Origin of the sequence: Janthinobacterium sp. 64, from assembly GCF_002813325.1 — a bacterium.
Taxonomy (GTDB): Bacteria; Pseudomonadota; Gammaproteobacteria; order Burkholderiales; family Burkholderiaceae_D; genus Janthinobacterium.
The window spans coordinates 780,869-805,270 of sequence record NZ_PHUG01000001.1 but is presented as its reverse complement, the minus strand read 5'-3'; the positions used below and the strand labels follow the sequence as shown (position 1 = coordinate 805,270).

General features: G+C 57.2%; 22 protein-coding genes. 5 read left to right on the top strand and 17 right to left on the bottom strand.

Features of this window, described 5'->3' with window-relative positions:
• Positions 1-253: 253 nt before the first annotated feature.
• From CLU91_RS03460 to CLU91_RS03445, 4 genes are all read right to left on the bottom strand, one after another.
• Positions 254-640 carry a hypothetical protein gene (locus tag CLU91_RS03460; protein WP_100872998.1) on the bottom strand — a complete coding sequence of 129 codons (387 nt, stop codon included), beginning with the start codon at positions 638-640 and terminating at the stop codon, positions 254-256.
• Positions 641-743: 103 nt separating this feature from the next.
• Positions 744-1,295, bottom strand: a complete 552-nt coding sequence (locus CLU91_RS03455; protein WP_100872997.1) for a DUF4142 domain-containing protein — start codon at positions 1,293-1,295, stop codon at positions 744-746.
• Positions 1,296-1,395: 100 nt separating this feature from the next.
• Positions 1,396-2,046, bottom strand: a complete 651-nt coding sequence (locus tag CLU91_RS03450; RefSeq protein WP_100872996.1) for an SMI1/KNR4 family protein — start codon at positions 2,044-2,046, stop codon at positions 1,396-1,398.
• A gap of 3 nt (positions 2,047-2,049) precedes the next feature.
• A complete protein-coding gene (locus tag CLU91_RS03445; RefSeq protein ID WP_100872995.1) occupies positions 2,050-2,442 on the bottom strand; it encodes a MerR family transcriptional regulator in 393 nt (130 codons plus the stop codon).
• A 70-nt stretch (positions 2,443-2,512) separates the two neighbouring features.
• Between CLU91_RS03445 and CLU91_RS03440 the strand changes: the two genes are divergently transcribed.
• Positions 2,513-3,307, top strand: a complete 795-nt coding sequence (locus tag CLU91_RS03440; protein WP_100872994.1) for an SDR family NAD(P)-dependent oxidoreductase — start codon at positions 2,513-2,515, stop codon at positions 3,305-3,307.
• A gap of 3 nt (positions 3,308-3,310) precedes the next feature.
• On the opposite strand, the gene CLU91_RS03435 is transcribed toward CLU91_RS03440, so the two are convergent.
• The 3 genes from CLU91_RS03435 to CLU91_RS03425 all read right to left on the bottom strand — a co-directional run bounded on the left by CLU91_RS03435 (position 3,311) and on the right by CLU91_RS03425 (position 7,757).
• Positions 3,311-4,591 (bottom strand): NRAMP family divalent metal transporter, encoded by a 1,281-nt coding sequence (locus CLU91_RS03435; RefSeq protein WP_100872993.1) that lies wholly within the window; start codon positions 4,589-4,591, stop codon positions 3,311-3,313.
• Positions 4,592-4,655: 64 nt separating this feature from the next.
• On the bottom strand, positions 4,656-6,677 hold the full coding sequence (locus tag CLU91_RS03430) for a c-type cytochrome (RefSeq protein ID WP_100876560.1): 2,022 nt from the start codon (positions 6,675-6,677) through the stop codon (positions 4,656-4,658).
• 156 nt (positions 6,678-6,833) lie between these two features.
• Positions 6,834-7,757, bottom strand: a complete 924-nt coding sequence (locus CLU91_RS03425) for a LysR family transcriptional regulator (protein WP_100872992.1) — start codon at positions 7,755-7,757, stop codon at positions 6,834-6,836.
• Positions 7,758-7,858: 101 nt separating this feature from the next.
• Here CLU91_RS03425 and CLU91_RS03420 point away from each other — a divergent pair, with 101 nt between their 5' ends.
• On the top strand, positions 7,859-9,319 hold the full coding sequence (locus CLU91_RS03420) for an amidase (protein ID WP_100872991.1): 1,461 nt from the start codon (positions 7,859-7,861) through the stop codon (positions 9,317-9,319).
• 92 nt (positions 9,320-9,411) lie between these two features.
• Here CLU91_RS03420 and CLU91_RS03415 read toward each other — a convergent pair whose 3' ends face one another.
• Positions 9,412-9,840 (bottom strand): DUF2061 domain-containing protein, encoded by a 429-nt coding sequence (locus CLU91_RS03415; RefSeq protein ID WP_100872990.1) that lies wholly within the window; start codon positions 9,838-9,840, stop codon positions 9,412-9,414.
• 165 nt (positions 9,841-10,005) lie between these two features.
• Positions 10,006-10,404: a nuclear transport factor 2 family protein gene (locus CLU91_RS03410; protein WP_100872989.1), complete on the bottom strand. Its 399-nt coding sequence runs from the start codon at positions 10,402-10,404 to the stop codon at positions 10,006-10,008.
• Between the two features lie 88 nt (positions 10,405-10,492).
• Between CLU91_RS03410 and CLU91_RS03405 the strand changes: the two genes are divergently transcribed.
• Positions 10,493-11,077, top strand: coding sequence for a TetR/AcrR family transcriptional regulator (locus tag CLU91_RS03405; RefSeq protein ID WP_100872988.1), 585 nt, complete (start codon positions 10,493-10,495; stop codon positions 11,075-11,077).
• 36 nt (positions 11,078-11,113) lie between these two features.
• Here the strand turns inward: CLU91_RS03405 and CLU91_RS03400 are convergent, their stop codons facing one another.
• From CLU91_RS03400 to CLU91_RS03370, 6 genes are all read right to left on the bottom strand, one after another.
• On the bottom strand, positions 11,114-12,475 hold the full coding sequence (locus tag CLU91_RS03400; protein ID WP_232730609.1) for a chitinase: 1,362 nt from the start codon (positions 12,473-12,475) through the stop codon (positions 11,114-11,116).
• A gap of 261 nt (positions 12,476-12,736) precedes the next feature.
• Positions 12,737-14,296: a PA domain-containing protein gene (locus tag CLU91_RS03395; protein ID WP_100872987.1), complete on the bottom strand. Its 1,560-nt coding sequence runs from the start codon at positions 14,294-14,296 to the stop codon at positions 12,737-12,739.
• Between the two features lie 1,075 nt (positions 14,297-15,371).
• Positions 15,372-15,896: an IS630 family transposase gene (locus CLU91_RS03385; protein WP_157814570.1), complete on the bottom strand. Its 525-nt coding sequence runs from the start codon at positions 15,894-15,896 to the stop codon at positions 15,372-15,374.
• Positions 15,897-15,904: 8 nt separating this feature from the next.
• Positions 15,905-16,372, bottom strand: a complete 468-nt coding sequence (locus CLU91_RS03380) for a helix-turn-helix domain-containing protein (RefSeq protein ID WP_100872985.1) — start codon at positions 16,370-16,372, stop codon at positions 15,905-15,907.
• Between the two features lie 295 nt (positions 16,373-16,667).
• Positions 16,668-17,867 (bottom strand): UvrD-helicase domain-containing protein, encoded by a 1,200-nt coding sequence (locus CLU91_RS03375; protein ID WP_232730608.1) that lies wholly within the window; start codon positions 17,865-17,867, stop codon positions 16,668-16,670.
• Positions 17,845-19,503 carry an ATP-dependent nuclease gene (locus CLU91_RS03370; protein WP_100872983.1) on the bottom strand — a complete coding sequence of 553 codons (1,659 nt, stop codon included), beginning with the start codon at positions 19,501-19,503 and terminating at the stop codon, positions 17,845-17,847. Before CLU91_RS03370 ends, CLU91_RS03375 begins: the two co-directional genes overlap by 23 nt.
• Positions 19,504-19,544: 41 nt before the next feature.
• Between CLU91_RS03370 and CLU91_RS27735 the strand changes: the two genes are divergently transcribed.
• Positions 19,545-19,760, top strand: a complete 216-nt coding sequence (locus CLU91_RS27735; RefSeq protein ID WP_157814569.1) for a hypothetical protein — start codon at positions 19,545-19,547, stop codon at positions 19,758-19,760.
• A 293-nt stretch (positions 19,761-20,053) separates the two neighbouring features.
• On the opposite strand, the gene CLU91_RS03365 is transcribed toward CLU91_RS27735, so the two are convergent.
• Positions 20,054-22,540, bottom strand: a complete 2,487-nt coding sequence (locus CLU91_RS03365; protein ID WP_100872982.1) for an SIR2 family protein — start codon at positions 22,538-22,540, stop codon at positions 20,054-20,056.
• A 438-nt stretch (positions 22,541-22,978) separates the two neighbouring features.
• Positions 22,979-23,416: a hypothetical protein gene (locus CLU91_RS03360; protein ID WP_442906592.1), complete on the bottom strand. Its 438-nt coding sequence runs from the start codon at positions 23,414-23,416 to the stop codon at positions 22,979-22,981.
• Between the two features lie 387 nt (positions 23,417-23,803).
• On the opposite strand from CLU91_RS03360, the gene CLU91_RS03355 reads away from it, so the two are divergent.
• Complete coding sequence (locus CLU91_RS03355; protein ID WP_100872980.1) at positions 23,804-24,382, top strand: hypothetical protein; 579 nt, start codon at positions 23,804-23,806, stop codon at positions 24,380-24,382.
• The last annotated feature ends 20 nt before the right edge of the window (positions 24,383-24,402 follow it).

The window sequence follows — 24,402 nt, the reverse complement described above, 5'->3', positions numbered from 1 at the left end:
GCGGACATGCGCTGGTGCAACAGATTTTTTTTGAATAGGGTCTTTTTGCAACGTCGCGTGCACGATGCCGCAACCTGGTTTTCATAGGGGGGACGAGAGTACGGGCTATCGTCTCGATAGTGTCGCGCGGGTGCCGCGCTACCAGCTGGCCGGGCCTTCCACCGCCGCGCGCGCCAGATCGGCGCACATATCGCCCCAGGTGCTGCGCCGCGCTGCACCTGATGGTGCAGGTTTCTGCATCACGGCTCCCGGGTCACGCGCATGCGGGCAAGGTCCAGCCCTCGTAGCCCATATCCGTCGGATAGATGGCGCGAGTCTGGTTCTGGCCCCAGCGGGCATGGTCGAGGATGCCGTCTTCATGCATGTCCAGCACCCATTCTGTGCTTTCCAGCAAGGTGCCATCCTTATGGTAGACGCGGAAGAAGGCGGAAGTGCTGAGGGCGCGCACGATGTTCTGCGGCACGCCGTTGCCATAGTGGGGCACATAGGTCTTGATCACGCACGTGCGCTGCTCGTTCCATTGCTGCGCGTACACGGTGGCGTTGCGGGCGGCCGCCACCTTGATGAACAGCCAGCCTGCGAGCACAATGATGAGCAGGAAGGCGGCGGCGATCAGGCCGGTTTTCTTGAGTAGCTGCATGAGGTCATGGCATGGCCGAAAACGAAGTTGCCGCATTGTATGTCAAGAGCGGGAATACTTGCCGTACAGCATGTACAGCAAGCATTTCCCCGCGTATGGTTGTCTATTTCGCCAATGCCGCGTGCAGGGTATTCGCCATTTCCAGGTGATGCTGCAATGCGGGCAAGGTTTTGGCGGCAAAAGCCTTGATATCGGGATCGCTGGCCTTCTGGCTGGCGTCCGAGAACAGCTTCACGGCCTCTTGGTGCGCTGCCACGCCGATGCTGGCCGCATATTCCTTGTCGAAGGACTGGCCTTCCAGGCGGCTCAGCTTGTCGATCTGCGCCTGGTGCTTTTTGCCGGGCTGGTCGCTGACCTCGATCTGCTTGCTGCTGGCCAACTGTTTCAGCTCATCGGCCACTTTGGTGTGGTCCGCAACCATGGCATCGGCAAATGTCTTTACTTGCGCATTGCTGCTCTTGCTTTGCGCCACTTTGCTGGCGGCAATTTCCGTACTGCCCGCGTCCGCTGCCTTGCTGAGGAATTGCTTGTCGTACGCGCCCGGCGCGGCGGCGGCGATGCTGTTGATGGCGATGCCGCTCAGCAGCGCCACGGCGGCGCCGATGGCCACGCTTTTCAGGGAGGGCGTGCGGGAACTGGTGGTGGAGATACGCATGGGAAATCCTTTCAAGTGTGGTTTTTTCTACAAGCTGATGACAATGTTATGCCAGCAGCCCGCGCACACCCATAGGACGTTTTCGATTCTCCCGGTAGGACTAGTCCTGTTCGTTAGCGCACAATTCGACTTGTTTCAGCGCAAACAAGGCGGCGATGCCCGCATCGCGGCGCCAGGCGGGCATGCCGATATCGAGCCATTCTTCCATCGCATCCAGGTGGGAGGGCTCCGAGACGCTGTGTTCGAGTTCGTCGAGCACCGTGTCGCGGTCGATATACAGGCTGTCCAGCCAGGCATCGAAAGAGTGCGCCAGTTCGATGAAACCGTGGGCGCGCTTGCCCGTCCACTCCGGCAACTCCTGTACATAGGCCAGCACGCGGCCGCCGCCGTCTTCCGTCAGGTCCAGATAGACCATGGAATTGCCGCCATCGCGGGCGAACGGCAGGATGCGCGCCGGCATGTCCGTATGCTGGCGCGCGGCGCGGATCTCGCCCACCAAGGTTTCATCGCAGAAATCGCCCTCGTCGGCGCTGAAGAAGGTATTGAAACCCATTTTTTCCACGCCGCCGTTACCGTCCGGCACATCCGTGGTGTAGTCGAACCAGGCGCCGTTTGCCACTTGCAGGAAAGCCAGAAAGGTGGGCGGCAACGGTGCTTCCAGCAGGGTTTCGATGGCGGCGATCTGCTGCGCCGTGGGGGCAGGCTTGGCGCCCTCGAGCGCCAGGTGGCGGTATTGCGTGTAGTAACTCATTGATTATCCTTGTAAGTTTCTTGCGACCGCGACGCCATCTTCGCAGCCCGTCTCCACCTTCGCCAGCGCATCGACGAGACCGGCCCGCAGCACGGCCATCGAGCGGGCCTTGTCGTCGATCTGAGCGATTTTCGTTTCCAGCATGACCCGTTTGGTGGCCGCATCGAGCGCGTTTTCCTGCCAGACGGCAATGACTTCGGCGATTTCCTTCAAGGTAAAACCCAGCGCCTTGGCATGGCCGATCAGCTCGATCCGGCGCAAGGCTTGCGCCGAGTACTCTTTATAGTTGTTCGTCATGCCCGGCTGCGGCGCTTCGTCCAGCAGCCCCTGGCGCTCGTAGAAGCGCACCGTGTCCTTGCTGACGCCCGTCAGGCGGGTGATTTCTCCGATGCGCATGATTTTCTGTTGACCGTGGACTAAAGTCCACAGTTTACAGTAGAAACACTTTCAACTACACACCGCTGCCATGACCGCCTTCAACTATACCAACCAAACCGTGCTGATCACGGGCGCCTCGTCCGGCATCGGCCGCGTCTTTGCGGAAACCCTGGCCGCGCGCGGCGCGCATTTGCTGCTGCTGGCGCGCTCGGGCGCCGTGCTCGACAGCCTGGCCAGGGAACTTTCCCAGCGGCACGGCATCCGCGCGCACGCGCTGGTCGCCGACTTGAGCCTGCCCGGCGCCGCCCAGAATGCCCATGCAGAGGCCTGCGCGCTGGGCATGCCGCCCGACGTACTGATCAATAACGCAGGGTTCGCCACGCATGGCAGGTTCGAGAGCATCGCTCTGGCGCGCCAGGCGGCCGAGGTGACCGTCAATTGCACGGCCCTGATGGAACTGACGCACTGCGCCTTGCCGCACATGCTGGCGCAAGGACGGGGCGCCATCATCAACGTGGCGTCCACGGCGGCCCTGCAGCCCGATCCCTACATGGCGGTCTACGGCGCCAGCAAGGCTTTCGTGCTGTCGTTTTCGGAAGCGCTGTGGGCGGAAAACCGCAGCCGCGGCGTGCGCGTGCTGGCCCTGTGCCCGGGCGCCACGGAAACGGCCTTTTTCGATGTGGTCGCCGCGCCCGAAGCGGCCGTGGGCAAGCGCATGGCGCCGCAGGACGTCGTCGATGAAGCGCTGCTGGCGCTGGACCGGGGCCGTAGCAGCCACGTGGCGGGCCGGCCTAACCGGCTGCTGGCCTGGCTGCCGCGCTTGTTGCCGCGTCAGACCGTGCTGGGCATCGTGGAGGGCATGCTCAAGCCGAAGGCGGCGTAGGGTTCAGAAGGCCATGCTGGCGAACATGGCCAGCACAGCCGTCGCCATGACGAGGGTAGCCAGCCAGCCCAGCGCCCGCAGGCGGCGCGAAATGGTCAAGCTGCCCATGATGGCGGGACGCGACGCCATCAGCATCATCAGGGCCATGATGGGCACGGAAATGACGCCATTGATGACGGCGCTCCAGTACAGGGCCTTGATGGGGTCGAGCGGCGAAAAGCACAGGGCCGCGCCGATCACGGTGGCCGTGACGATGATGCCGTAGAACTTCTTGGCGGCCCGGGGCGCCAGTTCCAGGCTGTTTTTCCAGTGGAAGGCGCCCGCCATGGCGTAGGCGGCCGAGCCGGCCAGCACGGGAATGGCCAGCAAGCCCGTGCCGATGATGCCCAGGCTGAACAGGGCAAACGCGAACTCGCCCGCGATGGGACGCAGGGCGGAGGCAGCCTGGGCGGACGTGTCGATATGCGTGATGCCTTGCGCGCCCAGGGTCACGGCCGTCGTCAGCATGATGAAGAAGGCCACCAGGTTGGAAAAGCCCATGCCGATGGCCGTGTCCATCTTGATGCGCTGGAATTGGCGTGGCGCCTGCTCGGGCGTGCGGCGCAAGGCTTGCGCGCCGGCATCGGCTTGCAAGTCTTCCACTTCCTGCGATGCCTGCCAGAAAAACAGATAGGGGCTGATCGTCGTGCCGAACACGGCCACGATCATGGTCACGGCACCGGCCGACCAGGTGAATTGCGGCCACACCGTGCGCAGCGCCACTTCGCCCCACGGAATGTGCACCGTCAGCACGGTGGCCACATAGGCCAGCAAGCCCAGGGTCAGCCATTTCAGGATGCGCACGTACTGTTGATAGGGAATAAACACTTGCAGCAGCAGCGAGAGCAAGCCGAAGCCCACGGCGTACAAATGGGTGGGACCGCCGATGATCAGGGTCAGGGCATCGCCCATGGCGGCCACGTCGGCGGCGATATTGATGACATTGGCCAGCAGCAGCAAGCCGACGATGGCATACAGCAGGGAGCGGGGGTAGTGGCGGCGGATATTCGTCGCCAGCCCATGGCCGCTGACCCGGCCGATCTTGGCGCTGATGACCTGGATGCCGAGCATCAGGGGGAACGTCAGGCAGACGGTCCACAGCATGCCGAAACCGAACTGCGCGCCCGCCTGCGAATACGTGGCGATGCCGCTGGGGTCGTCATCGGCCGCGCCCGTGATCAGGCCGGGCCCCAGCTTGCCCAGCCAGGTGTCGGATGGGGCCTCGTGGCCGCTGTCGGTCTGCATGCATCACTCCTGTGTGGTGGAGCGCGCAGCGTAGCACAGGCGGGCGGCGCCTTGCAGCCTCTTGTCAGTAGCGCGCATCCTTGGGCTTGCCGCCTTTCGGCCAATCCTTGACCTTGTCGGGGAAGTCCGGACGCGGCATGTGCGTGAAATACTCGGCCACGTCGACGGCGTCCTGGTCGGACAGGTTGCCTTGCCCCAGGGGGAATTTCTGGCCATGGCCCATCACCATGTTGGCCTTGACGAAGCCGGCCGCCGTATAGGTGCGGGCCATGCCGGCGCCGATATTGAACGAGCGCTCTCCCCACAGCGGCGGGAAGGCCAGCACGCCATTGGCGCCCCGGATGCCCTCGCCATTCGCGCCATGGCAGACGGCGCATTGCTCGGCATACACTTTTTTGCCATGCACGGGATCGGGCAGCAGCGCACGGTCTATCTTGGCCACGCCGCGTCCCGCCACCTTGTCGTTCGCCTGCGTGGCGCCCTTCATCCAGTCGATATAGGCGACCATCGCCTGCAGGTCGGGGCCGTCCACGGGCAGGGGCTTGCCGTGCATGGAGCGGCGGAAGCAGCCGTTGATGCGCTCGCCCAAGTTAATCACCTTGCCGGCGCGCGGCGCTTCCGCCGGGAAGAAGGCGGAAATGCCGAGGAAGGGCGAACCGTTGGCCACGGTGCCGCCATTCAGGTGGCAACTGCTGCAATTGAGGTCGTTGCCCACGTTGTGCGGCAGGCGGGCGCGCGTTTCCGTCATCAGTTGCATGCCGTGGATCAATTGATTGGCATTCGGATCGGCCGTCAGGGCGGCGAAGCGGGGCGTGACGAAGCCGCCCGCGTCCGGCGTCTTGAGCTTGAGCTCCTTGCGCACTCTGGCGATCTGCGCAGGCGTGACGGGCGCGCCCTGGTTGCCCCACTTGCCGCGCACAAAGGTGAGGATTTCCGCCAGTTCCGTGTCCGACAGGCGGTCATACGCGGGCATGCCGAACGAGCGGGGCGAGTGCTGCGTGACGGCCGATTGCCAGCCCGTCAGCGCGATATGGATGACGGAGGTGGCGTCTTTCGACTGCACCGAGTCGTTCTGCGCCAGCGGCGGGAAGATGTTGTCCACGCCACGGCCATCGCGGCGGTGGCAGGTGGCGCAAAACTGCAGGTAGCCGAGGCCGCCGCGCGTGTTGTACAGCGCATCGTTGCTGGCCGCCACGACGGGCGCCGTTTTCCTTGCTGGCGCTGCTGCCCCATCCCTGGCCGGCAAGCCGTGCAGGTAATACGCCAGCGCATCGAGGTCGGCATCCGTGAAGTATTGCGTGCTGTGGGTGATGACTTCCGTCATGCTGCCGGCCGCCGTGCCGAAGCTGTTGCGGCCGGTTTTCAGCAATTGCACGATGTCGCCCGGTGTCCACAGATTGCGCAAGTTCACCGCATGCCAGCCGTCAAACGTGAAGCCGGACAGATAGAGCTTGCCGCTGCCGCCCTCCTGGCCCATGGTTTTTTCCTGGAAAGCCACGCCGCGCGGCGTGTGGCAGGAGCCGCAATGACCGAGACCCTGGGCGATGTAGCTGCCGCGGTTCCACATGGCCGACTTGGCACTGTCGGGCTTGAATGGCGCATCGTCGAGGAAGACGGCATTCCACAAGGACAAGCCCCAGCGCATGCTGAACGGCCATTTCATGTCCGTTTCGCGGTTTTGCTGCGCCACGGGCGCCACGCCCCGCTGCAAATAGGCGTACAGCGCCTGCATGTCGTCGGGCGTGATCTTCGCGTAGGACGGGTAGGGCATGGCCGGATACAGCTTGTGGCCATCGGCCGCCACGCCCTTGCGCATGGCGCGGTCGAATTGGGCGAAGCTGTACGTGCCCAGCCCGGTCTTCGCGTCCGGCGTGATATTCGTGCTGTAGAGGGTGCCGAACGGCGTTTTCAGCTCCAGGCCGCCGGCCATGGCGGCGCCGTTCGGGCTGGTGTGGCAAGCCACGCAGTCGCCGAGGCGGGCGACATATTCGCCGCGCTTGATCAGTTCGGGCGAGGCCGTGGGCGCAGGCGCAGCCACGGCGCTGGCGCAGAAGGCCAGCAGCATTGCGGCAAGCCAGCTGAACATGGGGAAAGAAGAAGCGCGATGGCGGCGCAAGCTGCGGTGCAGGATGGAAATGGCGTTCATGGTGACCCTTTATTATTGGGGCCAAGCTTACGCATTCGTCGCCACGGCGGAAATTGGGAATTTCTTTCGAGCAACTAGGTAATCTTCCCTAGTGTTTTACACTGGAAAATCGTGTAGGCCAGCCTGCAAGCTGGCCAGGATGCGCTCGCGCAGCCAGCGGTGCGCCGCGTCCAGGTGCATGCGCTCGTGCCAGACCATCGCCATCTCGTAATCGGGCAGGCTGACGGGCGGCTCCCATGTGCGCAGGCCACCCAGCGCATTCTTCAGCAGGCGCGACGGCAGCAGGGCCACCATGTCGGAGGCCGCCAGCAGGGGCGGGACGATCAGGAAATGCGGCACGGACAGGACCACATTGCGCGTGCGCCCCAGCTGTTCCAGTGCCGTGTCGACGTTGCTGCGGAAGCCGCCGCCGTTCGGCGAGACGACGATGAATTCCAGCGCACAGAACCGGTCGAGGTCGGGAACCGTTTGCAGCAGCGGGTGGTCGCGCCGGCCCGCCAGCACGTAGTGCTCGCTAAACAGGGTACGGTGGCGTAAGCCGGGCGGTGCTTCTTCCTGCGCCAGAAAGCCCAGGTCGACCTGGCCGCTTTCCAGGTCGTGCGCCATGCGCGCCGGCACGGCTTCGAACACGGCCATGCGCGACAACGGCGCTTGCGCACGCAAGGCAGGCAGCAGGGGCAGCAAAATCGCATATTCGGTGGCGTCGGCCGCCGCCAGATTCCAGCGCACCTCGGCCGTGGCCGGATCGAAGGCCGATTCCGGCTGCAAGACTTGCTCCAGCTGGGCCAGCACGGCTTGCAGCGGTGCGAACAGGGCCAGCGCGCGCGCCGTGGGCAGCATGCCGCGCGGACCGGGCAAGAGCAGCGGATCATCGAAGGCCGTGCGCAGCTTGCCCAGTTGCACGCTGACGGAAGGCTGGCTCAGGTGCAGCCGCGCCGCCGCCCGCGTGACGTTGCGCTCGATCAACAGCGCGTTCAGGGTCAGCAGCAGGTTCAAGTCCAGCTTGTGCAAATTACTCATGGCTATACCTTGTATATCAACTATTCATTTCCACTATGATAGCGCAAGCCCTACAGTTGTTCCTGTGATTTCCACTCTTCACCTTTTACAGGAGCTAACTGATGCAACTACATGAATATATAAGCTTTGATGGTCTGGGACTGGCCCAGCTGCTGCGCACTGGCGCCGTCTCGGCGGCCGAATTGCACGACGCGGCCGTGCGCGCCTGCGCCGCCGTCAACCCGCAGATCAATGCCGTGGTCGAGCTGTGGCCGGCCGATTTTCCCACCCTGGACCATACGGCGCCGTTCGCCGGCGTACCGTTTCTGATCAAGGACGTGGCCGTCACCATGGCGGGCCAGCGCAGCGAAGCGGGCAGCCGCCTGGGCGCCGGCCATGTCGCTACGCATGATTCTCATCTGATGACGCAATTCCGCCAGGCGGGACTAGTCACCTTTGGCCGCACCAGCACGCCGGAAATGGCATTCGCCACCACCACGGAAGCCGTTTTATATGGCGCCACGCGCAACCCGTGGAACGTCAGCTTGAGCGCGGGCGGCTCCAGCGGCGGCGCGGCGGCGGCCGTGGCGGCCGGCATCGTGCCCCTGGCGCATGCGACGGACGCGGCCGGTTCCATCCGCGTGCCGGCCGCCTCGACGGGCCTGTTCGGCTTGAAACCGAGCCGTGGCAGGGTCTCGAATGGCCCCGCCATGGACGAGATTTTCAGCGGCCTGGGCGTGCAGCTGGGCGTGAGCCGCACGGTGCGCGACAGCGCCGCCTTGCTCGACTGCGTGCAGGGCGTGATGGCAGGCGAGCCATATCTGACGAGTCCACCCAGCCACAGCTGGCTGTCGCAGGTGAGCGTGGCGCCGGGCAAGCTGCGCATCGGCGTGCAGCGCGCCGCCACCAATGGCGCCCATCCCGTACCCGCCGTCGATACCGCGCTGCAAGACACCGTGCGCCTGCTGGAAAGCCTGGGCCACCACGTGGAAGAAGCAGCGCCTGCGCTGGGCGTGTCGTGGGACGCGTTCGTGCACGCCAATGCCGGCATCTGGTGCGCCAACCTGGTGCCGTGGATCAATTTCCTGGCGCAGGAAAGCGGGCGCGCCGTGTCGCTGGCGACCCTGGAAGCGGCCACCCTGGCCTGCTACCGGTACGGACAGACGGTGTCGGCCGTCGATTTCGTCGCCGCCCTCGACGTGCGCAATACCGTCACGCGCCACGCCGGCGCCCTGTTTGAACAGTACGACGTCTTGCTGACGCCGACCATGCCGGATGTGCCGTGGCCGCTGGGGCGCTATGGAGAAAAGGAAGAACAGCTCGATGGCCTGGGCTGGACGGCGCGCCTGTTCGAGCATTCGCCCTACACGCCGCTGGCCAACGTGGCGGGCTTGCCGGCCATGTCCGTGCCGCTGGCCATGTCCAATGAAGGGTTGCCGATCGGCATGCAGTTCATGGCGGGCTATGCGAACGATGGGATCTTGCTGCGCCTGGCTGGCCAACTGGAGCGGGCGGCGCCGTGGGGGCAAAGGCGCCCGTCGGTGTGGGCCGGCAAGGAACAAACATGCCTTGCAGGTGGCTGAAACCGGCCGCCATATCGGCTGTGGCCAGCGACAAGAAGCCGGGGTCGGACCCGCCGGGTCCGACCCCAGTCCTTGTTCTTTGGTGAAAAATATCAGGTAGGCAACGTCGCCAGCGGCGCCGCACCGCGGCTTTCCAGGCGAAAGCGGACTTTTTCCCACAGCCGGTCGTGGAAGGGCAGCACAATCACATTGCAGATCGGCTCGACCACGGCCAGCAAGCCGCCGAAAGCCATGGAACCCGTGGCCCAGTACATGACGCCAAACGCCACGCCCATGTGCAGGGCCGTCTGGCTCAGCTTTTCGCCGGCCAAGGCGGCAAAGCCCAGGCGGCTGGCGGCATGGCGGCGGCGGATCGCGTGCCAGGCTTTTTCATGCCATGGCAGCAAGCCCACATTGATGACCGGTTCGATGATGGCGGCCAGGCCACCGAGCGCGAGCGACCCCGTCAGCAAGTAGGCGAGGCCGAAGGCGATCGACATATGCGTGCAGACCTGGCTGAATGTTTTGATGGCGGTGAACAAGGGAGACTCCTTTTTTGTTGAATTCGCTTATCCTTGATTTAGATAGTAACGATTCTCATTTACAAAAGGAAGTAAAATATTTCAACTGAATCCATAGATTGAAGCTATGGATTGAGAAAGATCAATTGCCCCTACTGCCGGCGCATCCATCTGCAGCCATCGCCGTCAGCGTATCGCCGTCGCCTGCGACCAGACGGCTTGCCAGCGTCCATCACGCCGCTCATAGCTATCGATATGCCAGTAGCGCGACCGGGGCACGGCCTGGCCGCCGAAATTGATTTCAAGCTGGGCCTGATAGCGCAGGACAGCTGCGTCGCCATGCAGGCGCACCTCGATCTCGCCCGGTTCCCAGCTCAGATAGCGCATGTGGCCTGCCGCGATTGCGCCCAGATATTCCTCGCGGGACAGCATGCTGCCGATGGGCGTGACCAACTGAAAATCATCGGCGTGCAAGCTGCGCGCCACCACCAGGTCGCCATCGACCAGCGCGCGCAGGCGGCTGCGTTCGATATCGCGCAATTGTTCCTGCAAGGCCGCCTGGCGGCCAGGGTCCAGTTCTTCCATGCTGCCATCCTCCGTAAAGTAGACACTTTGACGCAATTTGTCTAAAAGTCATATTGACACTATATATCCATAGTGTCAATATGCCAGCATGTCACTCCACACCCTGAAAACCCAGCGGATACTCGATGCGGCGCTGGCCGTGTTTTGCCGTTACGGCTACCGCAAGACATCCATGCTCGACATCGCGCAGGCGGCCGATATGTCGCGCGCCGCGCTGTACCTGCACTTCAAGAACAAGGAAGACGTGTTTCGCGCCGGCTCCGAACGGGCGCATGCCACCGTCATGGCGCAAGTGGCAGCGGCGCTGGCCGAACCCGGCCCCGTGTTCACGCGCATCGAAACGGCGCTGCTGGCATTCCAGCAAGGCTTGATGGCGGACATTTCGGCCAGCGCGCATGGGCAGGAATTGTTCGATGCCAACATGACCCTGGCCGCCGACATCACCCTGAGCGCGCGGGCAAGCTTGGCGGCCTCGCTGGCCGGCGCGCTGGAACAGGCCGAAGCGGCGGGCGATATCGCGCTGCGGCGAGTGGGCGCGACTGCCGCGCAAGTGGCCGCCTTGCTGGTGGCCAGCATGGATGGCATCAAGCACACGCAAGGGGGAGGGGAGGCGTTGCGCCAGGGCATAGCGCTGCAGATGCGCGTGCTGGGCGCGGCGCTGCTGCGCATGTGAGCATCGCGGCTCCCATGCGCAGTCGGGTCAAGGCGCTTACGGCAGGGTCTTCAGCACATTCTTGGTCGGCACGGAGAAATTATAGTTGTCGTGGCGGTCCCAGTTGATCGACCACGTCATCACGCCGCGGAAGTCCGGATACGCCTGCAGCGGCTTGATGGTGCCGCAATTGAGTAGGCGCGTCAGGCAATTCAGGGCGTTGCTGACGTCGGCATTCGTCGTGAAACCCGAGCCGGCCGAGCTGCGCCCCGACGGCACGCCAAAGCCCACCTGGTCCGGACGCAGGCCCGCGAAGGTGTTGCCGCCATAGTTAAAACCTTCGATCAGCATGCGCGCCGTGGCCACCAGCTGGTCGGCCGAACCGGCCTTGATGGCGCCCGTGGCGTACGGTGTGTAGATGTCGCCATTATTGTAGTACTGCGGGTGCAGCACCGTCAGCTCGGAACGCAAGGCATTGATGATGGGAATGTAGGCGCCCCAGATGCTGCCGTAGCTCGTATATCCCCCCTCCACATACACCCATTCCGGCGCCATCGACAGATAAAAGCTGCTGCCGACCTTGGTTTTCAGGTTTTTCACGGCGATCGGCAGATAGGTCTGGATGGCCGCGCCTTGCGCCACGCCATTTTCCAGGTCCAGGTCGATGCCGTCGAAGCCATATTTGGTGATGATGGCGTACAGGCTGTTCGTAAAATTCGTCGCTTCGGCCGTATTGCCGACGGAAACAGAACCGTTTTGTCCGCCCAGCGACAGGATGACTTTCTTGCCCTTCGCCCGCTTGGCGGCCACGTCGGCGATGAACTGCGCTTCCGTGCCCGCGCCCGGATCGATGGTCAGGCTGACATTGCCGCCGCCCGCGTTGTCGCCGAACGAGACGACGATCACATCCCAGTCGTCGCTGACCTGGCTGATCGGATACGTGGCGCCGCTGGGATTGGTGAAGTTGTGCCAGTAGCCGATCAGCGCGTGCCTGGCCAGGCCGGTGGGCGTTGGTGTCGGAGTAGGCGTCGGAGTCGGAGTCGGGGTAGGTGTCGGGGTAGGTGTCGGGGTGGGAGTCGGCGTAGGAGTTGGGGTAGGCGTGGGTGTCGGCGTTGGGGTAGGAGTCGGTGTCGGCGTGCCGCAGTCTCCCACCACCGTCCAGGGCTGGCCGCTGCCGGCACCGCCGCTGCTGGTCGCTGGATTATTGCCTTGCGTCCACCAATTGGCCGTGTAATTGACGTTGTTGTAGCTGGCCTGGCCGCCGCCGTTGTAGGCGGTGCCACTGCTCCACGGCGTGTAGCAGGCCACCGCTGTGGTCGCACCGGCCAGCAGCTGGCTTGTGCTGGCGCTGGCTCCGTCGCTGCCGCCGCCGCAAGCGGCCAGGCTACCGCCGAAGAGGGTAATGATGAGGCTATTCATGACTGTCCGGTGCATCGCATCTCCTTGTGTGTTTTTAGTATGGCCGGGCGGCTGGACACCGTCCGATTTTTCAGAGTGCAGGCATTGCAAGTGGTAGTCAACTGGTTTTATTCTTTGCGCAAGATCACAATACCAGTTGCAGCCTTGCCCCAGAGGATGGGCGATGCGGGCCATACCAGTGTCTGTTTGCCAGGGTGCTGGTATGGTGTACGGAAGAGCGCCGGGAGCAGGGCGGGGAAGGGCGGAGTACTCTCGCGACGGCTACGGCGCTGTTTCCTTGCGCAAATCGGCATACGGCACGCGCGACAGATCCAGCAGCATCTGCGTCAAGGCCACGGTTTCGCGCTGCATCAGCCGGTAGTCCGCCTGGGTCACCGTGCCGATGCCGTAGCTGAACTGATAGGTCGGCGCCTTGACATAATTTATCGTGGGTGGGCGTTGCGCAGCCCGCAACGTCCGGCCCGCATCGGGCCAGGCGGCCATCTGCGCACTGCCATCGCCGCCGGCATTGGCAGGCGGCAGCACGAACGCGGGTGCCACACCGGCCTGCCTGAGCATGGCGTAGGATGCCTCCATCAAGGCAGGCGTGCGCGGTGAAAACAGGGTGGCCGGCTCGGACCTGCCCGTGAGATGCAAGTAGCCGTTGCTGTCGGGCAGCACTTCCAGCGCGCCCAGTTGCCCGATGCCGAGCATCGCGGCCATGCGCTGCGTCAAGCCATCGTCCTTGTGGCGATCCATAAATTGCGCGATGCCCGCGCCGCCCGCGAGATGACCGCCCGTCAGCAGCAGCATGACGCTGCGCGGCAAGCTGTCCTGCGGCAGGCGCGTCAGGTACTGAGCCATGTCGACGATGGCGTTCGGTCCATTGTTTTCCAGCCCGTTCGTGCCATCCGTGTAGCTAGCCAGCACCATCAATTCATCCGACTTGCCGGGGATGATGCCGACCAGGTTGCGCGTCTGCACCTGCCGCACGGTGGCCGCCATGGTCAGCCGCAAGACAGGCGGCGTGCCCGCCAGCACCCGGTCGCGCAGGCGCTGGCCACGGCCGCGGTCGACAAACACGCCGGGCAACTGGCGCACCACGCCGTCGCAGGGTGCATACAGGCCGTCCGCCGCCAAGGAAGGCGTATCCAGAATGACGATCACGCCCGCCGCACCGGCCGCCTGCAGGCTGTCCAGCAGCGAAATGAACGGCCCCAGCATCTGGAACGGGCGCGCATACGGCGTGTCCGGCCCCATGGCGTGCTCCGGGTCGTGGACGTGCACGGCCCTCTGGTGGAAAACCTGGCCCGTCCACGCCACTTCAGGCATCTCGACGAGCACCAGCTTGCCCGCCAGGCTGGCATCGGGCTTGGTATTGGGCGCCAGGTAGGCGATGCGTCCCGTAATGCCGGACGCTGGCGTGACGCCCGAGTACGGAATATAGCCAGCCGAAGGCAGCACGCCGGGTCGCTCGCCATCGAGCACTTCCAGGCCCCAGTGTTCCGCCTCCACCGACCATTGCCGCAAGCTGACCGGTTCAAAGCGCAGCTGTTTGACACCGGCGCGCGCCAGGCGCTCATGCAACACGTCGATATACGCTTCATGCCGGGGCGATCCCGTGGCGCGCAACAGGCGCTCGTCCAGATCGTATTGCCAGTCTACCAGTTGCTTCCTGGACAGGAATTGCGTGGCGTCGACCGTCACGGCAGCGTTTGCAGGCAGGGCGCGCGCAGGCCATGGACCGGGCTTGCTGGCACAGGCGGACAGAGCTGCCGCGATGGCCAGCGTGGCGCCCGCGCGCAGCAGATAGCGCGAAATATCTTGAGACTTTGCCTTCATAATCGCCTGTAAACCCTTGATTTCATATTTGTATTTCACCGAAAAAAATGTCGAGGAAGTCAAGGCATGCCCGGCAAAAGAGATAAGGCGGGCAATCTTACACGAGCACGTCCCGGCACACACATTGTTATGGATTTGCAATGCAATCGTGCGCAACGTGGACGATGGCGGCGGCAAGCCGCAACGCGGTGCGCTGCCTTGCGGCCCGGGCGTAAACATGACGCAAGCCGTTCGGAAAGCGATTGGTGGCGCAGCCGCTGTGCCATCAACGCGCCGCGTCCGTTGAGCCATGCCTGGCCGCCAATGCCTGGTCAAATCCATCGCAGTGGTCCGCATGGACAGTTTGGCCCACGACGCCAGCCAAATACGCCGGTGCACGGTAGCCGTGGAAGATCGCTGCCGAAGTTGCGCGGCCACACGAGCAGCCGAACGGACGCGCCAGACCTGCGGCCAGGCACGGCGCACACCAGCGCTGCGGAGTGACAGGCCAGCAGGCACGCAGAACCGCCAGCATTGCACCGGGAGACAGGCACGCAGCGCAGCGAGCGGCAGCAAACACCAGGAATCCTGCGCTCCAGCCTGGAGCTGGCCAGCGTATCGAAGCGCAAAGGGACTGCACAAACTCATGACGAAAAAGTCAGGGCGCCAGGCGGCGCGCAAAAGGCCAGAATCGCATTTGCGATTGTACAAGTTGCAAAAAGGGGGATTTGACGAATTCATCCATAACTTCGCATAATTTATATTATGTAAAATTGATTAAGTAGTGCAGAATCAGTACGCCGACATCATTCTGAGGTCTTAGTACGCCGACAGCATTGTGAGTACTCCCTCGACAGCATTCTGAGTACTTTGGGGTTTCAGGCCGCAAAAGATCAACTCAGTTTAAGCTCAATGCTGTCAATAGTTTGGGCGTCAAGCCAAAGGCCAGGGCGAAAAAGCGAGGTTTGTGGATGGCCTCAAAAAACGCGAGTGTCAGCTACAAGGGCGAAATGAGCAGCGAGCAACTGCGGCAGGCCTTGGCTACCGGTCAAGTGCCGACTAACCTTCAATCGCAATTACTACACTTTCTAAGTAGTCAGACGAAATTTATTGTGAATGCAGTTCCGAAACCTTTCATCAACGATTCCACTTCGGTCAGCAACTCGCTTCCTTTCAGCCCGGCGAAACGGCGCCAGAAGTACTTGGCCTGTTTCCACAGGATCTCGATGCGATTCAGTTCCGGGCTGTAAGGGGGCAAGTAATATAGAAATAGCCCCTGTGCCATCCATTTTCGTCGGCATTTCTCGATCTGCGGCCCCTTGTGAAATGATGCGTTGTCCAATACGACAATGCGCGGCACGGTATGTTTTTGTGCCGCAAGTTCGTCGAAGAAAGCGATCACGTCGTCGCATACTGTCGGCCTACGTTGCGTTCGCCAGTGCAGCTTGTGGTCATGACTTAGCGCACCGAGAACATTAACGCGCTCGCCATGCGACAGCGGTTCCACGCCACGCGTCTGTCCAATCCGCGACCAGCCCGACTGAATCGGCGGATTCGGGCTGAAACCGGACTCGTCATAAAACAGCAGTTCGCACTGCCCGGCACGTGCCTGTTGATCCAACTCGCCGATTATGCGTGCGGCCTTGCCGAACGCTTCCGCTGGATGCTTTTTTTTAAACTATAGCGGTAGCGCTTGTAGCTGAACTGCATCTCGTGCAAATATCGCCTTGCCGTTTCCTGGCTGATGGCGGGTAAGCCTTCCCGTTGCGCGAAGGTCCGTAGCAGACTGTTGGCGCTGCCCCCATCGGTTTGCGCCAATGCTCGTAGTGCTTCTTGCTGTTCGGCCGTCCACTTGCGTTTGCGCCCGGTATGATGGCCTTCATAAAGACCCATCAGGCCTTGCTTGTTCCAGCGTTGCCGCCATGCTTCAATGCTGTTCAGATGAACATGGAATTCATTGGCAGTTTGCTGCAAAGTCAGTCCCTGGCTTAATCGAACTATCGCTTGGGCACGTATCCGTACACGTGGGTGCGGATGAAAAACACCCATGTCGCGCAATGTTTGCTGTTCAGCCTGTTGTAGTATCAGTAGTTTCATCACATCAACTCCTGCGTCGTTACCTATTAGGCTTTGACAGCAAAAATTGACGAATTACTTAGACGAAACGCCCCTGCAGATAGTCGTGATGGCGGTCGAGGAAACTGCGCATCTGGGAGCTGTCCCACCAGCGCACATTTGGGCATGCGTTGCCCAATTGGCCCGGCAACTAGGTAGTGTACGCAGTAATCACTGGCTATAATCGTTATCTTCGTAAGGGCTGGCGGTTGCTGCAGATTCAGCATGTCATCCGAGGTGACGATGACTTCGTCACCTCGTCGTCAGGCAACCTGTCTCAAGTTTTGATCGCCGCTTCGGGCACGCCAACGCCATCCCACACTGGGTAAGGCAAAACATTTGCTAAATTGTCCGCAACTACAAACGCTAGGCTGTAGCGAGCTCTGGTGACCGCGACGTAAAATTTGTTCCGCGACTCTTCCGTTTTATCCTTTTCGAAAACTGTAAGATCGCCACCAAGAAATTTCAGGTGCTTATCCGGTGGAATTACCAGGACCCGGTCAAAGCCGAGACCTTTGCAAGACCCGAACGTATAACATAGGAGGTTACTTGGCAGGTATTTACGGCCAGTTGTCGCCGACCAGCGGAGCACTTGGGGCTGAAAGGCAGTCACATACTCAGTCACTTGGGACTGCTTTACTATAAACGCACCAGAGTGATGGGCGATATCTTCAGGAATTTTCTCAACTCCGGATATCGTCTTATCATACAGTCCAGCATGTATCGTATCGGATAGGTCACAGATCTCCTGGACGCATCTACGATTTTTAGGCATCGATTTTTTCTCAAACTTCAGCTTGCCGACAAGGTAATCAACCTTCTCCTGAAGCGTCTGCGGAGCCTTATGCCCAAATGTTGTAGTGTAAATCGTCTGCCGAAAGTCCCCGACACAACAGATCGAGTTGATCATCACCTTGTTGATAGATTTGATCACATCGTAATCCCAACCGACCAAATCCTGCACTTCATCAAAAAAAATCCTCTGATAAACTTCATTCAGCCGTTTGGCTGCTGCATCTTTGGATAGCTTCGCAATATGAGTCGCAAGCTTTGCTAACAATCCAGAGTAGGCCTTGGTTTTGCAAGGTGTAAGGTAGTGCAGTGGATTGATCGTTCCGTCAGCCCTCTTTTCACCTCTTCCTTTAATATGAAAAGTTGTATCCGGCATCAAGTGAGGATTGGATTCAGTGAATGAGATGGTCGATATTCGATCAGGAAATACTACGCGCTGATAGGGGCGCACCATATCTTCGAGATAAAACGTGAAAAGCCCTTTGACAATAAAGTGTTCGCTGCTGCCACCGTACAGTTCGGCAAAGCGTGCACGCAGTTCTGCTTGGTTGTTGGTGGTATAAGTGACTACCAATACCCTCCCCCCACCATTGATGACCCCAATCGCGTCAGTGATGATTTTATGCGTTTTACCCGATCCGGCGCCTGCGATCCAAAGTTCATTAGGCAAAATTAAGTACCTCATCTAAGAATTCTGGGTATTTGAAATCTAACTGACCATCAAAAAGCCTGATGGCTGAATCGACCTTGCGAGCACCTTTGCCGTTGCCTTTTACGCTCTTGAACCACTGAATCAAATTCTCCCTTCTGTCTTGTAAAGTGAGATTCGCATCATAGAGTTTGTAGGTCGGAGCCGATAGCACCTCTTTTGCAAACGCATCAAGTGTTTCGATATCGATCGCATTGGCATAAATCATCGCTGGCTCAAGCGAAAATTCGTTGTCGTTAATTGGTGAAAACAGTTTGACATTGGGAAATTCAGCGTATTCCAGACGTCCTTGCACAACGTTACCGTGATAGTCACCGTCATTATCCCTTAGCACATGGATTCTAGTACCAATCTGTTTGCCAACCTCAATGAACGTCTTGAAGCCTACTCCGCGCACTACAATAATATCTATCCCATCCTGCTCAGGTAGTCGATTATGTTTTCGCTGGTAGATCTTCTTGAGCACCAGTTCATCCGACGGTCCCTCAACCAAGATCACCTTGCTCGATAATGCTACTCGTAGGGTATCGTAGCCAGGAAGACGCTTAAGTGTCTTCACAACTTGAGCGTCAAGCGTATGCAACCTTTTGTACCCTGACTGTACTAAGCAAATCTTGTCGATGCTGAGCTTGTTCAGCACATAAGAGCTATGGGTAGTCAGAAAAAGTTGCTTGTCTGCCCTCTGGTTCTCAACGTAGTGCACGAGCTTGTTTAAATTAGTGTGGGATAAATGGTTTTCGGGTTCTTCCATCATCACCAAATCGATATCGTGGGATTTGTTCTGTATAGCAAGCTTGATTTGTACATTGCTTTGCTCTCCCTTGCCGATGAAATGAAATGGCACATCATCCAACTTTAGTTGCAGGCCCGTCTGGATAGCACCCGCTGGTAAGGTACTTGCTGCAATGGTGAGCCTTCGATCCGTGATGAGGTGAGCCGTATCAAGGTTGGCATTAACCGTCAGGACCTCTCCGGAGTTGTTAAATACCTGTAGGTTTTCACGATAATTGAGGGTTAGTTTTACCAGTTCTTCTTTCGCGAGTGCCGTGTTGAGAATGCTAGAGATATACTGATTCTTCCCTATGGTGGGGTGGATTCGTGTCGGATCGATGTACAGAGCTTTGAACTTCTTTGCTATCGGCCTAATCGGGTTCCAGCCAAAATCGAGCCATTCCAACTTATAAAACTCGATTGGAATACTAGTGATACTAGGGTTGGTCAGCAGGTATTTCTCATAAACGTCCTCTAACAACACGTCGAAACAGGCTTGTACTACGACTCCTTGGGCATCTGCCTTGAGGCTATTATTCGTGCCACGGTACTCAGGTACACCTTCAATATAGGCCTCTATGGTCAAAACGGGTAGGTACTTCGACGTCTTGTCAGAGGCGAGGAAAAGGTTGACCGCATCCTGATTGAAAAGATCGGGCGAAAATTCGCCATTGAAGGGCCGTCCACGATGGTTGTAATTTAGCACAATTTCTAATGCTTCTAAAATCGTACTTTTGCCGGCATTGTTATCGCCTACGAAAATATTGACGTCGTCATTGAACTCAAGAAGCTCATCACGAAATTTTTTGAAGTTGATCAGCTTAATCGATTTAACGTGCACTTTAAACCCTTCTAAACATTACTTCATGATGGCACATTGCCATGAAAAAAAACGATACCTCTGAAGGGACGTTCTGTCTACGGTGGTGGTCAAGTAATTTCGGACACAACAATAGATTTTTTGCTGCCATTTTCCGTTCGAAGACGGTGGGCGGCAGATTGCCCAATACTGAATTCAATCGTTCGGTATTGCAGAAGCCGACGATGTACGCGGTGATGTCCTGCCGCGGGACATTTCAGGATTTTGCGGTTGATTGAGACCGTAGAAGTAAAAATGTTTCGTTTCGCCTTTTCGTCCGGACATTTACGTAAGCACGTCGTCCCCTTCAACTCGTCTGAATATTTAGGTAATTTACACATTGCGAACGGTGTTTTAGGTAAAGGTGTTTTTACCTAAAGCGAGATACGGAAGCATTGAGTATTGGAGTCCGTCATGGGCAAACTTGGTATTTCTTTAGTTCGGACATTTAGGTAAGCGCGTTTCTTGTAGATGCGGGGTAAAGTAACTTACTCTACCGTACCCCGCTAAGTAAAAAATATCGAAGAATTTTCTATTTAGACTTTTCTTCCTCTCCCGCCAGTCTCAAACTCAATTTGTTCATTATGTCTTGCAATACACGCCTAGCAGTAACAATTACCTGCTCTTCTGCAATTCGAATTGGTAGAACCTTAATATTATGCATAATAAAAGAACAGGAATCGTAAATTCCTCTGCACTGCGTAATACTAAAATCACTGCCAAACTTAATAAATAACTGAGTGTAATTATGTATGGGGCGATAAGGCTCTGTTTTATATATTTCGTCTTTGGTGATTTTCGCAAGTCGCGCATCCGCTTGAACAAAAAAATCATATGCCTCAGTTGCCGTTTCTGCCGAGTGCAACGCATACTCAATATATAACCTTGCCTGTTGCGTCTCAATATCTGTAGTAGTAAAACCTTTTTTTGACTTAGCTATCGACATCGCAGTTCTAAGGTAGATAGCCGCTTGCTCCAAGTCGCCATTCATTGGTTGATTCATTCGAGCCATAGCATATTGAAGCCAGAATAATGGATTTTCCCGCTCCAAATCAATGGTTCGCAGTCCTTCATAAAATTGAATAAGCAATTCTCGCTTTCCTACTTCTGGCAGCATACGTTTAACGCTAGAAAAACTGGCCATGTCGCGATAAAGATCCCAATAAAATTTGGACATATCAAATTTTCTCTCAGTTGCGGCTTTTTTTCGCGTAGATTTACAAATATCTATTAAACACTCAACAAGCAAGACAGGGTCAGGAAAGTTTTTCATACAAAACTCTGCAAGTGCCGCTGATTTCGGCGTTATGATATCTTGCTCACTATTAAAGAAATGCTTTAATATTTCATTTGACTTAAACGAAGGTGTAAATATTGTGCCATCACCAGTTATGGCTGCGATCATATGCGCATTCGGATGGGTAATATTTAATAAATTCAACGTGAATGTCGCGACCAAGGCTTTTGTTATTTGCTTCGAACCTTTAAATTCCCTAAACAAGTTGGAAAATCGGGATTGCATCTCCGGAGAAGCTAGCAGATCAAGCAAAACACCATGCAATTCCGAATTGCAAACCTTACGAATATATCGAATTTTTTTATGACTATTTCCTCCTGTCATATCACCCCACACACCATATTTCAAAAAATATTCAACTAAATTTGTGAGTTCCGAATCTGTCAATTTGTTGCAGTTTATCTCGAAAGTTTTTGTCACATCAATACGAATTTTTTTGTAATATAAATCTTCTTGCGAATTTTTATGGAGCAGTGTTCGTGCTGAAAAAACAAGAATGGTATCACTTCGGCGTTTTAGGTTGGCATATTCAATTAAATTTAATTTTTTGGTGTAATTATCAAATACAATCACACTAGGCTCATCCAATTTCAATATGGCGTCAATTTCATCATGACTGTCGTACGATTCATCTTTTAGCCAAAAACATCTTTTTCCAATCTTAATTAAATTTGCACATATGCATCGCAGCATTGTGGTTTTTCCATTTCCAATATCACCTATAACCATATAGTTATCTATTTTATTGTCTATGGTATCCACACCTTCACGGTTGAATATGTAGGAGTTTTGCGCTCCGGAAATTATTTGTTCTGAAATAAAATCAGAATTAACATCCCCACGTAGCAAAAGATTATAAATATCTGCAGCAGTGCTTGTCGCAATAGCCTCAGGTAATGTCATCTCTTCTAAACCCGTGAGCATTAAGGACTTATCAGTACTCAATGCCAATGGATCAATTTGGCTTAGATCTTTGGAAAATTTATCAATACCTATAGGTAAAATTGTGCCGAAGTCCGCGAGTTCTGAAAAATAAATATCTTCTTCTGTCATATTCTCCCGTTGTATGAAAAAAGTTTTTTCATACAAAGACTTATCAGCGTGAAATATCTCTTGTATGTCTATATCGTAGAGTGAGTATCCGACAAAAAATATAGCATGCGATGATCTTAAATGATGGAGAAATAAATCACACCATTCCGATTCGCGAAATTGGTTGGTGAGATAGCTAGTATTAGTTAACTTAAACTCATTTAATAAAGTATTTTCATTAAGGCGGTCAATATAGCCATTTATATGGACAACGTATGAATTGGAATCTCGATGACTTCGGGGATGGTCTGCCAACGTAACTGCCGACAGTTTTTTCCCCTTTGCTTTTGCACCCAACTCTAAGATGTCATCATAATTTGTAGTATAAATTGCCTTCCACGGAATGCTTGCGACAATCTCTTGCTTCTCCAGAATTACTTTAGAGGAATAATTCTCTCTAAGAAATTTAATTAGCTCGTCAGGCCTTTTTTTTCTAAGGTAACGACTTGAAGCCGTCTTCAGATCGTCACTAACGGGGGCACTAGCCTCCTCGCACAATAATCTAGCTAAATGCGAACCCGTTGGAAATCCACTGCCGTTTAAAGCAGTAGCCCCAACAGAAAATCCAGCACCTACAAATAATATGGCTTTACCATTTGCAGCAGAAATAATCGCGCGATCATAGTCCATAAGTCACCTTCTAGTTGTAATCATTATAGAAGTATAACTCTGTATCCATCTAACAATACCATGGACGAAATAATTATTTAAGTTGATTTTTTCATATTGACGCACAATGGTATGATTCACTCATCAAAATCACCTCGCCTTGCTTGTCCGCAGAGCGCATGACACCTAAATTCATCGTTGTAGCACTTAGAGCATACCCGCAGGCGAAGACAATATCTCGCTTGTTGAACAACCCATTTCGGCACCCCAAGCATGTACATAAGATCGCACAGCATCCTTGTGCAATTGACCGTCCGCCAGTTGGTCCGCCTGGAGTTCCGAATGATCCAGTACTGATTGCGGAACTCATCCTCAATTTGCTCAAGTATCCGCAGTGAATTAGCGTCAAAATTTGCCATATCACGTCCCTCCTCCCCGTCAATCAAGGTGGAGTGAATGTCAGAACGGACAATCGTCCACCACCTGTGGCAGTCCCGGAGCGGTCGCCAGGTACACAACGCCGAGATTGTTGTTGCACCAGGTCTGTAGGCCATCCATACAGTGGCCGGAAAGTGCCTGGAATGCGACCTGTGCAGCGCGCAGCATGTTTGTACAAAACGGCACCCGCCATACATCGACGTCCGGCACCACGATGCCCCTGGGGCGGAAGTAGCGTTTCTGGTCGAGCGCCCTGCACTGCATTTCCTTGCCGTAGTATTTCGCTATGTAGCTGGCGATCTCGTGCGCCCCGGCCACGCCGAAGCCGAAACGGTGCGGGTCGCGGATGTGGACCTGTCCCATTTGTTCACCGTTCGGGCCACGCCCCAGGATGCCTTGCCAGATCGAGCGCAGCAGTGCGTACATTTGCCGCCCTGCGACGGCCACATGGAAATGCAAGGCACCACGGGCTTGTTCCTCAATGACCGCTACATAATGAAATTGTTTATGCTTACAAGTATTTAACAAAACGCCTTCCAGTGTTTTAATGCCAGTTCGCGGTCCGGCATGTTTTCTTTGTAGGGCAATGTGACCATGCGATCAGCGTCGATTTGCTTGCAGCAAAGACGCAATCTGGAAATACGTGGCGTCTGGCCGTGTAAGTATCGTTCCAGCTATTCTTGATACCTCTGCCGACCGACCACTCGACAGAGCGAGTGAATAACTCCCTTTATTTCAAATGATACAAACATGCTACAAAGCTGTTCAATAGTTTCGCGGATTCCTGCCGTTGACCTATCCATGGCATGAACAACAAAGTTCTGCCGCACCAACAGGAGAGATCGTATGGCAGGAATATCAGCAGTCAGCGGCGGTACGGGATTTATCCCTACGCAAAGCAAAAAAGACGTCACCAGCGCGGCGAGTGCGGCAGAGCAAAAGATCGCCGCGCCGGTCAGCGAGCCGCCGCCGGGTGCCAAGGCGGAAGTCGCTGGCGCGACGGCCAGCAAGGCGCCGAACGGCGCGGCAGCGTTGTCGAACACGCTGCAGAGCCAGTACGACGCCTCGCGCGTAGACACGTCGGCCGTCGATGGACGCGCCGCCAAGACTGAGACCGGCAGCGCCGACACGGCCGAAGCTGGCGGCACCGAACAGGCCGGCGCGGCCGGCGCGTCGGCCGTCAGCGATGACACCAGCCTCACCGCCACGGCGAGTTCCAGCGAGACTTATGAAGCCGAAGACAAGAACGAAAACGGCGAGGTCACCGAGCAGGAGCGCGCGGACTACAAGGAAACCGACGCCTATCTCAACAAGCATCCCGAAGCCGCTGCCAACGCAAAAGTCAAGGTCGCGGTCGATGCCTACGTGAATGGCGCGGCATCCTTCGCCGAACCACCACGGTCCGCCATTGCGACACAGGCCTGATACTACAATGGCGGGTATCA

Coding starts and splice junctions, on each gene's coding strand:
- CLU91_RS03460 (WP_100872998.1), bottom strand. CDS start 640: ATGCAGCTACTCAAGAAAACCGGCCTGATCGCCGCCGCCTTCCTGCTC.
- CLU91_RS03455 (WP_100872997.1), bottom strand. CDS start 1,295: ATGCGTATCTCCACCACCAGTTCCCGCACGCCCTCCCTGAAAAGCGTG.
- CLU91_RS03450 (WP_100872996.1), bottom strand. CDS start 2,046: ATGAGTTACTACACGCAATACCGCCACCTGGCGCTCGAGGGCGCCAAG.
- CLU91_RS03445 (WP_100872995.1), bottom strand. CDS start 2,442: ATGCGCATCGGAGAAATCACCCGCCTGACGGGCGTCAGCAAGGACACG.
- CLU91_RS03440 (WP_100872994.1), top strand. CDS start 2,513: ATGACCGCCTTCAACTATACCAACCAAACCGTGCTGATCACGGGCGCC.
- CLU91_RS03435 (WP_100872993.1), bottom strand. CDS start 4,591: ATGCAGACCGACAGCGGCCACGAGGCCCCATCCGACACCTGGCTGGGC.
- CLU91_RS03430 (WP_100876560.1), bottom strand. CDS start 6,677: ATGTTCAGCTGGCTTGCCGCAATGCTGCTGGCCTTCTGCGCCAGCGCC.
- CLU91_RS03425 (WP_100872992.1), bottom strand. CDS start 7,757: ATGAGTAATTTGCACAAGCTGGACTTGAACCTGCTGCTGACCCTGAAC.
- CLU91_RS03420 (WP_100872991.1), top strand. CDS start 7,859: ATGCAACTACATGAATATATAAGCTTTGATGGTCTGGGACTGGCCCAG.
- CLU91_RS03410 (WP_100872989.1), bottom strand. CDS start 10,404: ATGGAAGAACTGGACCCTGGCCGCCAGGCGGCCTTGCAGGAACAATTG.
- CLU91_RS03405 (WP_100872988.1), top strand. CDS start 10,493: ATGTCACTCCACACCCTGAAAACCCAGCGGATACTCGATGCGGCGCTG.
- CLU91_RS03400 (WP_232730609.1), bottom strand. CDS start 12,475: ATGAATAGCCTCATCATTACCCTCTTCGGCGGTAGCCTGGCCGCTTGC.
- CLU91_RS03395 (WP_100872987.1), bottom strand. CDS start 14,296: ATGAAGGCAAAGTCTCAAGATATTTCGCGCTATCTGCTGCGCGCGGGC.
- CLU91_RS03380 (WP_100872985.1), bottom strand. CDS start 16,372: ATGAAACTACTGATACTACAACAGGCTGAACAGCAAACATTGCGCGAC.
- CLU91_RS03375 (WP_232730608.1), bottom strand. CDS start 17,867: ATGAGGTACTTAATTTTGCCTAATGAACTTTGGATCGCAGGCGCCGGA.
- CLU91_RS27735 (WP_157814569.1), top strand. CDS start 19,545: ATGAAAAAAAACGATACCTCTGAAGGGACGTTCTGTCTACGGTGGTGG.
- CLU91_RS03365 (WP_100872982.1), bottom strand. CDS start 22,540: ATGGACTATGATCGCGCGATTATTTCTGCTGCAAATGGTAAAGCCATA.
- CLU91_RS03355 (WP_100872980.1), top strand. CDS start 23,804: ATGGCAGGAATATCAGCAGTCAGCGGCGGTACGGGATTTATCCCTACG.